The following is a 10,729-nucleotide window of genomic DNA, read 5'->3' as shown; positions in this document are numbered from 1 at the left end:
GGGCCGGCGCCGGAGTGGTGGCCGCGGCCGTGACGTCAGCGACCAGTTCCACCATGTCCGGGCCGTAGGCGTGCGAGTTGGTGACCTTCAGCAGCAGGCAGAACGTCGAGTCGCGGTACTTCCGGGCCAGTCCGGTGTGGTGCCGGGACAGATAGCGGACCGCGGCCTGATTGGCTATGGAGTGCTGGCCGCTCGCCAGGAACACCGGCCGGGACCGCTCGTGCGCGGTGAGGCGGGCGACGATGACGTACTCCACCCGGCCCGGCTCCCAGCGGTACCGCTCGCTGCCGATCTGGAAGGCGCCCCGGTCCGGGCCCGGTTCCTTGTCCGTGTTGACCTTGATGCCGGGCAGCATGCTGTGCAGATGGGCGGCCATCCGGTGGTTGGACACCGGGCCGCCGATGCAGAACTCCGTACGGTCACCGAATCCCTGCTGCGCCGTGTCGTGCGCTATCACCTCCGCGTGCGCCTCGCAGTCCTTGATGAGCGAGGCCAGCTCCAGCAGGGCGAACACGTCCCGGCGCGCGACGCTCCAGTCCCCGGCGCCCGCCGAGCGGTTGACCACGAGCAGGCACTCGGAGTTCGCCGGCAGCCCGAAGAACCGCTGCTTGCGGCGGAGTTTGCGACGCCACAGGAAGGTGCGGGCGAACCAGCCGAGCGCGGCGCTGATGCCGGCCGCGAGCACGCCGAGGACGAGGTTGCGCACGTCGTCGTTCATGGCCGGGGATCGTAGCGGGGCCACGCACCCGCGTTCGAGTCCGGGCGCCCGCCCGGCCCCCCTGTCTCCCGGTTCGTGGCGGTACTGACGGTGCCACCGCGCCCCCGCTAGGCTGCCGCCACCGCCCGCGTCGATGGAGGTAGCGCATGAGCCGGCCCGCCGTACGGAGTCTGGCCCTGCTGGCGGCAGGCGCCGCCGTGCTGACCATGACGGCCGCCGCGCCCCCGGACCCGGCGGGCGGCACCGCGCCGCCGGACAAGTCCCCCGTCGCGGTCGGCCACGGCGGGGCCGTGTCCAGCGTCGACCCGGACGCCTCGGCGGCCGGCATCGAGGTGCTGCGGCGCGGCGGGAACGCCGTGGACGCGGCGGTCGCGACGGCGGCGGCCCTCGGCGTCACCGAGCCGTACTCGGCCGGCATCGGCGGTGGCGGCTACTTCGTGCACTACGACGCGAAGCGCGGCAAGGTCTCCACCATCGACGGCCGGGAGACCGCGCCGCGCAGCGCCGACGAGAGGCTGTTCCTGGAGGACGGCGAGCCGATCCCGTTCGCCGAGGCCGTCACCAGCGGGCTGTCCGTCGGCACCCCGGGCACCGCGGCCACCTGGCAGGACGCGCTCGACACCTGGGGCAGCAAGGAGTTGCGCGAGGTCCTGCGGCCCGCCGAGCGGCTGGCCCGCGAGGGATTCACCGTCGACGAGACCTTCCGGCGGCAGACGGCGGACAACGAGGAGCGCTTCCGGGACTTCCCCGCCAGCGCGGAACTGTTCCTGCCCGGCGGTGAACTGCCCGCCGTGGGCTCCACACTGACCAACCCCGACCTCGCCGGCACCTACCGCCTACTGGCCCGCGAGGGCGCCGGGGCCTTCTACCGCGGCCCGCTCGCCCGGGACGTCGTACGCACCGTGCGCAAGCCCCCGGCCGCTCCCGGGACCGACCGCGCCGTGCGCCCCGGCGACCTCACCACCGCCGACCTCCGCGGCTACACGACCAGGCACCAGGCCCCCAGCCGGACGGACTACCGCGGCCTGGACGTCTACGGCATGGCGCCCTCGTCCTCCGGCGGCACCACCGTCGGCGAGGCGCTGAACATCCTGGAGGCCCTCGACGGCGGGCGGCGCGGCGCCCTCGGCGAGACGGACCGGGCCCGCTATCTGCACCGGCTGATCGAGGCGAGCCGGGTGGCCTTCGCCGACCGAGGCCGCTGGGTCGGCGACCCGGCGTTCGAGGACGTGCCGACCCGGGGCCTGCTCGCGCAGCGTTTCGCCGCCGCCCGGGCCTGCCTGATCAGCGACCACGCGGTGCTGACCGGTCCCGTCGCGCCCGGCGACCCGCGCGACCCCGCGGACTGCGAGCGCGGCGACGCCGACGAGAAGGCCCCGACGACGTACGAGGGCGAGAGCACCACGCATCTCACCACCGCCGACCGGTGGGGCAACGTTGTCGCCTACACCCTCACCATCGAGCAGACCGGCGGCAGCGGCATCACCGTCCCCGGCCGCGGCTTCCTGCTCAACAACGAGCTGACCGACTTCTCCTTCGCGCCCGCCGACCCCGACGTGCACGACCCGAACCTGCCGGGCCCGGGCAAGCGTCCGCGCTCCTCGATGTCGCCCACCGTCGTCCTCGACCGGGGCACGCCGGTCGTCGCGCTCGGCTCGCCCGGCGGCTCGACCATCATCACCACCGTCCTCCAGACCCTGACGAACCATCTGGACCGCGGCATGCCGCTGGCCGAGGCGATCGCCGCGCCCCGGGCCACCCAGCGGAACACCGCCGCCACCCAGATCGAACCGGGCCTGTGGGCCGACCCCGTGCGGCAGCGGCTCACCGAACTCGGCCACACCTTCGAACTCAACCCGGAGATCGGCGCGGCGACCGGCGTCCAACGGCTGCCCGGCGGCGACTGGCTGGCGGCCGCCGAGACGGAGCGCCGCGGCGGCGGCTCGGCGATGGTCGTGCACCCACGTGAGTGACCCTGGTCCGCCGGACGCCCCGCACGGGCCCGGTGCTCCCGGCTGACGCCGCCCGGGCTGCGATGCTCGGGACGTGCTGTCTCTGCTCCTGCTCCACTTCGCGCTGGCGGTCTGCGCCAAGCCGCTGGTGGACAGGCTGGGGCGGAAGGCCTTCCTCGTGCTGGCCGTCGCGCCCGCCGCGACGGCCGGCTGGGCGCTCTCCCGGTGGGACGCCGCGGCCGGCGGCGGCACGGACGACTGGACCTGGGCCTGGATCCCCGACGAGCACCTGGACGTCGCGCTGCGGCTGGACGCGCTCTCCTGCCTGATGACGGTGCTCGTCGGCGCGGTCGGCGCGCTGGTGCTGCTCTACTGCGCCGCGTACTTCGGCGACCGGGAGCCGCGGCTCGGCCGGTTCGCCGGGGCGTTCACCGCCTTCGCCGGCTCGATGCTCGGACTCGTCCTCGCCGACGACCTGATCCTGCTCTACGTCTTCTGGGAACTCACCACCGTCTTCTCCTGGCTGCTCATCGGCCAGGACAGCGAGCGCCGGGCCAACCGCCGGTCCGCGCTCCAGGCGCTGCTCGTGACGACGCTCGGCGGGCTGTCGATGCTCGTCGGCTTCGTGATGCTGGGCGAGGCCGCGAACAGCTTCCGGATCTCCGAGATCGTGGACCGCCCCCCGGAACCGGGCATCGCGGTCTCGGTCGCGGTCGGACTCGTCCTGCTGGGTGCGCTGTCGAAGTCGGCGATCTGGCCGTTCAGCCTGTGGCTGCCGAGCGCGATGACGGCACCGAGCCCGGTCAGCGCCTATCTGCACGCGGCGGCGATGGTGAAGGCCGGGGTGTATCTGCTGGCGCGGCTCGCGCCCGCGTTCGCCGACACCGAACCCTGGCGCCCGGTCGTCCTCGTGCTCGGCTCGGCGACCATGCTGCTGGGCGGCTGGCGGGCGCTGCGGCTGACCGACCTCAAGCTGCTGCTCGCCCACGGCACCGTCAGCCAGCTGGGCTTCCTCGCCGTGCTGACCGGCGCCGGACAGCGGAACACGGCCCTCGCGGGCGTGGCCGTCCTGGGCGCGCACGCCCTGTTCAAGTCCTGCCTGTTCCTGGTCACCGGGATCGTGGAGAAGGCCGCGCACAGCCGGGACCTGCGGCGGCTCTCCGGTGTCGGCCGGTCCCTGCCCGGGGTGTGCGCGGTCGCCGTGCTCGCCGCCGCCTCGATGGCCGGGCTGCCGCCGCTGATCGGCTTCGCCGCCAAGGAGGCGGCCTTCGAGTCGCTGCTGCACGGAACCGGCGGTGCCGCCGACCGCTGGGCCCTGGCGGCCGTCGTGGCCGGCTCCGTGCTCACCGCCGCCTACAGCCTGCGCTTCCTGTGGGGGGCCTTCGCCCGCAAGCACCGGACGCACGGGCCGGGGCTGCTGCCCGACACCCCCGTGGACGCCCTGCCGTCCGGCCTGTCGGCCGCCCCCGCCCTGCTGGCCGCAGCCGGGCTGCTGCTCGGCCCGGCCGCCGGACTCACCGACCCGCTGCTCGCCGCGTACGCCGACACCTTCCCCGGCGACCTCACCGGCGCCCTCGCCGGCGCGGAGAAGCCGTACCATCTGGCGCTCTGGCACGGGATCGGCCCGGCCCTGCTGCTCTCCGTGCTGACCTGGGCGGCCGGGGCCCTGCTGTTCGCGCTGCGACGGCCGCTGCTGCCGGTGATGCACCGGCTGGCCTGGCCGCGGGCCGAGCGTGCCTTCCGGTCCTCGCTGCTGACGCTCGAACGGGTCTCCCTCCAGCTCACCGGCGCCGTCCAGCGCGGCTCGCTCTCCTTCTACCTCGGGATCGCCCTGGTGGTGCTGACGGGCGCCCAGATCGCGGTCCTCGCCACCGAACGCCCGTGGCCGGAGCTGCGCGTGCCGCGGCTGTGGGACTCGGCGCTCCAGGGCGTGACAGCGCTGGCGGTGGTGGCGGGCGCGCTGTTGTGCCTCTTCGTGCGGCAGCGGATGAAGGCGGTGGTCCTCGTCGGACTCACCGGCTACGGGGCGGGCGGGCTGTTCGTCCTCCAGGGCGCGCCCGATCTGGCGCTCACGCAGTTCGCCGTGGAGACCGTGTCGATCGTGGTGTTCGTCCTCGTCCTGCGGCGGCTGCCCGCCCGGTTCACCGAGACGTTCTCGCACCGGCGGCGTGCCGTACAGGGGCTGCTCGCGGTGTGCACCGGGGTGCTGGCGGCGGGCCTCACCTGGTTCGCGGCGGCGGCCCGGCAGTCGGAGCCGAGCGGGCCGCACCTGGTGCACGCCACCGCCGAGGAGGGTGTGAAGAACGTCGTGGCCACCACCCTCGTCGATCTGCGGGCCTGGGACACCCTGGGGGAGTGCGCCGTCCTCGCCGTCGCGGCCGTCGGCGTCACCAGCCTGATCTTCCTGCGCCGCCGGGTCGGCACCCCGGGAGTCGTCGCCCGCAGACAGAGCGACGCGAAGGCCCTCGTGTGGGCCACCCCGTCCGAGGAGTGGCAGCAGGCGAGCGGTGACGCGCCGGAACGCACCTGGCTCGCCGCCGGGGGCACCCTCTCGCCGGAGCGCCGGTCCGTGGTGTTCGAGGTCATCGCCCGGCTGACGTTCCACCCCGTGCTGGTGCTCTCCCTCTACCTCCTCTTCTGCGCGGAGAGCTACCCCGGAGGGGGCTTCAGCGCGGGGCTGGTCGCCGGTCTGGCGCTGGTCGTGCGCTATCTGGCGGGCGGGCGCTTCGAACTCGCCGAGGCGGCGCCGCTGGACGCGGGCACCCTGCTCGGTGCCGGGCTGCTGGTGATGACCGGTACGGCGCTCGGCGGCATGGTCTACGGCTCGGACGTCCTGGAGAACGGCGTCTACCACGGTGAACTGCCGCTGCTCGGGCCGTTCCACATCGCCTCGTCCGTCGTCTTCGACACCGGGATCTATCTGCTGGTCCTCGGCGTGGTCCTGGACATCACCCGCAGCCTCGGCGCCCAGATCGACCGGCGGCTGGAGCGCGGCGCCGGTGCGCGGCCGGCCCGCCCGCCCGCGCAGGAACCGCCGGGCCCGGCCGGGGAGGTGACGCCGTGACCGTCGCGTTCTCCCTGGTCGCCGTCGGCGGTGTGCTGTTCGCCGTCGGCACGGCGCTGCTGCTCACCCGCTCGCTGACCCGCATCCTCCTCGGCGCCGTACTCGTCGGGAACGGCGTCAACGTCCTCTTCCTGTCCACCACGGGACGCACCGGCGACCCCCCGCTGCTCTACCCCGGCACCGACCCCGGCCGGGTCACCGACCCGCTCCCGCAGGCCATGGCGCTCACCGCCATCGTCATCACCCTGTCCGTGACGGCCTTCCTGCTGGCGATGGTCTACCGGAGCTGGCAGTTGAACGGCAGCGACGAGGTGCAGGACGACATCGAGGACCGCCGCGTCGCGCTGCGCGCCGAGGAGACCGCCGAGCGGGCCCGGCTGCGGGACGAGTACCGCAAGTACCGCCGCCAGTACGCGACCGCCGCCCGGGGCACCGGCGGCGAGGGACCGGCCCGGGCCCGGGCGCTGCGGGCCAGGGCCGAGTACGAGCAGTCCCGCACCCGGCTGCGCCGGCGGCTGCGTGCCGATCGGGTGCACCGCAGCGACACCACCGACGCCACCGCCGACCTGTGGGACCACGTGCTGGGGGAGGACCGCTGATGTCCCTCGCCCAGTTCCTCGTCCCGCTGCCGGTGGTCCTGCCGCTGTTCGCGTCCGGGCTCAAGCTGACCGTCGGCCCGCGCCTCCAGCGCACCCAGCGCGGCATCAGCGTCGTGGTGCTCGCGGCGGTGCTGGCCATCTCGCTGGCGCTGCTCGTGGCGGCCGACCAGCAGGGCCCGCAGGTGGTGCACCTGGGCGGCTGGGCGCCTCCGGTGGGCATCGTGCTGGTCGCCGACCGGCTGTCGGCGCTCATGCTGACCGTCTCCTCCGCGGTGACGCTGTGCGTGCTCGTCTACTCCCTCAGCCAGGGCATGGCGGACCGCGACGAGGTCACGCCGCTCTCCGTCTTCCACCCCTCGTATCTGGTGCTGGTCGCCGGGGTGTCGAACACCTTCCTGGCCGGCGACCTGTTCAACCTGTACGTCGGCTTCGAGATCATGCTGACCGCCAGCTATGTCCTCCTCACCGTCGGCGGCACCCAGGCCCGGGTGCGCGCCGGGTCGACGTACGTCGTGGTGTCGCTGCTCTCCTCGCTGCTGTTCGCGACGGCGATCGCCATGGTCTACGCGGCCACCGGCACCGTCTCCCTGGCGCAGCTCGCGGACCGCACGGACGCGTTGCCCGCCGCCGTGCGGACCGCGCTGGAGGTGATGCTGCTGCTCGTCTTCGGCATCAAGGCCGCCGTCTTCCCGCTCGGCGCCTGGCTGCCCGACTCCTATCCCACCGCCCCGGCCCCGGTGACCGCCGTCTTCGCCGGGCTGCTGACCAAGGTCGGCGTGTACGCGATGCTGCGCACCCAGACCCTGCTGTTCCCCGGCGGGCCGCTGACGACCGCGCTGATGGCGGTCGCCCTGCTGACGATGATCGTCGGCATTCTCGGCGCCGTGGCCCAGAGCGACCTGAAGCGGCTGCTGTCGTTCACGCTCGTCAGCCACATCGGCTACATGGTCTTCGGCATCGCCCTCGCCTCCGTGCGGGGCATCGCGGGTGCCATCTTCTACGTCGCCCACCACATCACCGTGCAGACCACCCTGTTCCTGGTGGCCGGGCTGGTCGAGCGCCGCGGCGGCACCTCCGACCTGCAACGGCTCGGCGGGCTGGCCCGGCTCTCCCCGGTGCTGGCCGCCGTGTTCTTCGTACCGGCGATGAACCTCGCCGGGATCCCGCCACTGTCCGGCTTCCTCGGCAAACTGGGCCTGCTGCGGGCCGGTGTCGCCGACGGCGGGGTGTGGGCGTACGCCCTGGTCGCCGGCGGCACACTGACCAGCCTGCTGACGCTCTACACCATGGCGAAGGTGTGGAATCTCGCCTTCTGGCGCGGGGCGCCGCCGGAGCTGGCCGCGGGCATCGTGCTGGAGACCGACGACCCGGACGACGGCGAGGAACGGACCGGCCCCGGACCGGCCGCCCGGCCGGGTGAGGGGGACGGCGACCGGGGCGCCGCCGCGTCCCTGAGCGGCCGGGCCATCACCACGAGCGTGCGCCCGCCGGGGCCGATGCTCGGCACGACCGTCGCACTCGTGGCGCTCGGGCTGTCCTTCACGGTGCTCGCCGGGCCGCTGACCGGACTGACCGGCCGGGCCGCCGCCGAACTCCTGGACCGGACCCCCTACGTGGAGGCGGTGCTGTCCCCGTGAAACCGCCCTGGAGCGTCGCGCTGGGCCGCCCGGGCCGGCGGCAGCGCGTGGTGCAGCTGCCGCTGGTGATCTGGCTCGCCGTGATGTGGAGCATGCTGTGGGGGACCCTCACCCCCGGCAACCTGCTGTCCGGGCTGCTCGTCGGAGCGGTGCTCACCCTGGCCTTCCCGCTGCCGCCGCTCGACATCGGGCTGCGCTTCCACCCGGTGGGTCTGGTCCGGCTGGTGGCGCGGTTCGGGAAGGACATGCTGTGGGCCACGGTGCGGGTCAGCCGGCAGATCCTCGGCCCCGGTGAACTGCCCTGCGCGATGGTGGAGGTGCCGCTGCGCAGCCGCAGCGATCTGCTGCTGACCGTGACGACGCTGGTCGTCCAGGCGGTGCCCGGCAGCACGGTGGTGGAGATCCGCCGGCAGACCTCCACGCTCTATCTGCACGTCCTGGGCGCGGGGGACGCGGCGGCGTCGGACCACGCCCGCGAGGAGGTGCTCCGTCAGGAGGAGCGGGTGGTGCGTGCCTTCGGCACCGCCGAGCAGATCGCGCTGCTGGACGCGGCGGACGCCGGGCGCGACGGGCCGGGCGGCGGGGACGGATCCGGCGGTGACGTGCCCGGCGGCGGGGACGGCCCGGGCGGCGGGGACGGGGAGCGGGACGGGGGCGCCGGGAGATGAGCGTCTGGTTCACGACGGTCTACGCCCTGCTGGCCTGCGCCGGTGCGATGGTGCTCGTACGGATGTGGCTCGGCCCGTCGATGCTGGACCGGGCGGTGGCGCTGGACGCGCTGCTGTCCATCGCCGTCGCCGCCATCGGCACGCTCGCGGCGCAGCGCGAGACGCCGTTCTTCCTGCCGGTCCTGCTGGTGCTCGCGTTTCTCGGCTTCACCGGGTCGGTGAGCATTGCCCGTTTCATCTCGGTCCAGGACCGCAAGGCGGGCCCCGGCGAGGACGGGAAGAGCGGAACGAGGGAGCACGGATGAACGCCTGGGAGCGGGCCGCGGACGTGGCCGGCACGGTGTGCCTGGTGCTGGGCGCGCTGCTGTGCTTCGTGGCGGGGGTCGGACTGCTGAGACTTCCCGACGTGCTGTCGCGGCTGCACGCGGCGACGAAGCCGCAGGCGCTCGGTCTGCTGCTGGTGCTGCTCGGGGTGGGGCTGCGGCTGCGCTCGGGCATCGACATGGGCATGCTGGCCCTGGTGGGCTTCTTCATGCTGACGACGACCCCGGTCGCCGCGCACATGGTGGGCCGCGCCGCGTACCGGACGGGCCAGGTCACCCGCGACGACCTCGTCCGCGACGAGCTGGACGAACGGCTGAGCGGCCCGGGGCCCGAACGGATGGACGGCTGAGCGGCCGGGGCCCGAACGGCTGGACCTGAGCGGGCCGGAGCCCGGACGGCTGGACGGCCGAAAACCTCGGGCGTAGTGCTCCTCGCCGAGCGCGCCCAGCTCGTACAGTCGAACGGCTGAACGGCGGGCCTACCCTGGCGGCATGACTCCCGACCATCTCGCCCGCTCTCCGTACGTCAGCCTCGTCACTCACCGGCGCGACGGCACCCCGGTGCCCACACCGGTCTGGGCCTCCTCCGACGGGGACGAGCTGTACGTGTGGACCAGGAGCGACTCCGGCAAGGTCAAACGCATCCGCAACAGCGGCGAGGTGACACTCGCCCCGTGCGACGTCCGCGGCCGGGTGCCGGAGGGAACGGACCCGCTGCCCGGCCGGGCCCGGCTGCTCGGCCCGGCGGACCTGCCGAAGGTGCGCCGGCTGCTCGCCCGCAAGTACGGCTGGCGGTTCCGGATCGTCGACACCGGGGGCGCGCTGGTGCGGCTGGGCAAGCGGCCGCACACCGGGATCGCGGTGTCCGTGGGGTCGTGACCGGTTCGCCGGGTTGCGAAAGACGTTCGTAGCGTCGCGTGTCCTTCCCCTTAACACGGCGGGTGTGCAATGCCCCGGAGGCCTCAGTCCCGCCGTCCCGGGAGAGACGCGTTACGTGACCCGACGACAACTGCCCGCCGCCGTGGGCGCGTTCACGCTCGCCCTGCGGAGGCTGGCGGACGCGCTCGACCCGGATTCCGGCTGGTACGGGGTCTTTCTGCGGCGCGACCCGGAGGGGATCGCGGCCTGTCTCGACGGTCGCGAGATCATGCCGCGGGACGTGGTGGAGGCGCTGCTCGCGGACCTCGCCGCCGCCCGGCACGCCACGGGCGGGGGGCCGGCCGCGGCGGATCACGAACGGCTGCTGTCGCTGCAGCGGCAGGCGGCAGCGGCGTACGACCGGGCGCCGGGCGGCCGGGTGGCCCTGCTGGACCGGCTGGACGTGATGCTCCGGGAGCGGCAGTACGCGACCTCCCGGGAACGCGAGCTGACCGCCGCGCTGCGGTCGGCACAGGACGCCGCGGCCGCCCGCGCCGGGACCGCGGCCGGTACCGGGGCGGGGCGGGAGGCCGCCCGGCTGGCCGGCGAACTGGCCTGGGCGCAGGACGACCACGCCCGCGCCACGGCCCGCTGCGTCGAGTTGCGCGCCCGGCTGGACGGCCTGGAGGCGCTGCCGGGAGCGGCGCCCCGGCCCGGCTCCGGGCACGCGGCCGCACGAGACGCGGTCCGCGCACCGGGTACGTCCGGCGCACCGGACCCGGCCGTCACCGCTCCCGCTCCGGACCCGACCGTCACCGCTTCCGCCCCGGACCCGGCCACCGCCGCACCCAACCCGGGCCCGGCCACCGCCGCCCCCGTCCAGCCGGACCCGGACACCGCCGCCCCCGTC

The 10,729-nt window shown here is 74.5% G+C and carries 9 protein-coding genes and 1 pseudogene; 9 read left to right on the top strand and 1 reads right to left on the bottom strand.

The features are described from left to right. A partial coding sequence (locus GCU69_RS07215) for a hypothetical protein (RefSeq protein ID WP_156205443.1) occupies positions 1-718 on the bottom strand: 718 nt, incomplete at its 3' end. A gap of 146 nt (positions 719-864) precedes the next feature. Here GCU69_RS07215 and ggt point away from each other — a divergent pair. The 9 genes and pseudogenes from ggt to GCU69_RS07170 form a co-directional block, all read left to right on the top strand. Continuing rightward, on the top strand, positions 865-2,691 hold the full coding sequence (gene ggt, locus GCU69_RS07210) for a gamma-glutamyltransferase (RefSeq protein ID WP_098754331.1): 1,827 nt from the start codon (positions 865-867) through the stop codon (positions 2,689-2,691). 73 nt (positions 2,692-2,764) lie between these two features. Further along, positions 2,765-5,734 carry a Na+/H+ antiporter subunit A gene (locus GCU69_RS07205; RefSeq protein WP_156205442.1) on the top strand — a complete coding sequence of 990 codons (2,970 nt, stop codon included), beginning with the start codon at positions 2,765-2,767 and terminating at the stop codon, positions 5,732-5,734. Beyond that, on the top strand, positions 5,731-6,333 hold the full coding sequence (locus tag GCU69_RS07200; protein ID WP_098754333.1) for a Na(+)/H(+) antiporter subunit C: 603 nt from the start codon (positions 5,731-5,733) through the stop codon (positions 6,331-6,333). Before GCU69_RS07205 ends, GCU69_RS07200 begins: the two co-directional genes overlap by 4 nt. Next, a complete protein-coding gene (locus GCU69_RS07195; RefSeq protein ID WP_098754334.1) occupies positions 6,333-7,970 on the top strand; it encodes a Na+/H+ antiporter subunit D in 1,638 nt (545 codons plus the stop codon). The genes GCU69_RS07200 and GCU69_RS07195 overlap by 1 nt, the downstream gene beginning before the upstream one ends. Next, positions 7,967-8,638 (top strand): Na+/H+ antiporter subunit E, encoded by a 672-nt coding sequence (locus GCU69_RS07190; protein WP_098754335.1) that lies wholly within the window; start codon positions 7,967-7,969, stop codon positions 8,636-8,638. The genes GCU69_RS07195 and GCU69_RS07190 overlap by 4 nt, the downstream gene beginning before the upstream one ends. Beyond that, complete coding sequence (locus GCU69_RS07185) at positions 8,635-8,943, top strand: monovalent cation/H+ antiporter complex subunit F (protein ID WP_098754336.1); 309 nt, start codon at positions 8,635-8,637, stop codon at positions 8,941-8,943. The genes GCU69_RS07190 and GCU69_RS07185 overlap by 4 nt, the downstream gene beginning before the upstream one ends. Next, complete coding sequence (mnhG, locus tag GCU69_RS07180) at positions 8,940-9,311, top strand: monovalent cation/H(+) antiporter subunit G (RefSeq protein WP_098754337.1); 372 nt, start codon at positions 8,940-8,942, stop codon at positions 9,309-9,311. The genes GCU69_RS07185 and mnhG overlap by 4 nt, the downstream gene beginning before the upstream one ends. Before the next feature lie 142 nt (positions 9,312-9,453). Next, the gene (locus GCU69_RS07175) at positions 9,454-9,840 is read left to right on the top strand and encodes a PPOX class F420-dependent oxidoreductase (RefSeq protein ID WP_156205441.1); all 387 of its coding nucleotides are present in this window, start codon (positions 9,454-9,456) and stop codon (positions 9,838-9,840) included. A gap of 115 nt (positions 9,841-9,955) precedes the next feature. Then, positions 9,956-10,729, top strand: a pseudogene (locus tag GCU69_RS07170) (hypothetical protein); the annotation flags it as partial.

It is taken from the genome of Streptomyces lycii (assembly GCF_009735685.1).
GTDB lineage: Bacteria > Actinomycetota > Actinomycetes > Streptomycetales > Streptomycetaceae > Streptomyces > Streptomyces lycii.
This window is presented reverse-complemented; position numbering and strand designations above follow the sequence as displayed.

Bases quoted from the DNA above. Each gene is read 5' to 3' on its own strand.
- ggt (WP_098754331.1), top strand. From the start codon at position 865: ATGAGCCGGCCCGCCGTACGGAGTCTGGCCCTGCTGGCGGCAGGCGCC.
- GCU69_RS07195 (WP_098754334.1), top strand. From the start codon at position 6,333: ATGTCCCTCGCCCAGTTCCTCGTCCCGCTGCCGGTGGTCCTGCCGCTG.
- GCU69_RS07185 (WP_098754336.1), top strand. From the start codon at position 8,635: ATGAGCGTCTGGTTCACGACGGTCTACGCCCTGCTGGCCTGCGCCGGT.
- mnhG (WP_098754337.1), top strand. From the start codon at position 8,940: ATGAACGCCTGGGAGCGGGCCGCGGACGTGGCCGGCACGGTGTGCCTG.
- GCU69_RS07175 (WP_156205441.1), top strand. From the start codon at position 9,454: ATGACTCCCGACCATCTCGCCCGCTCTCCGTACGTCAGCCTCGTCACT.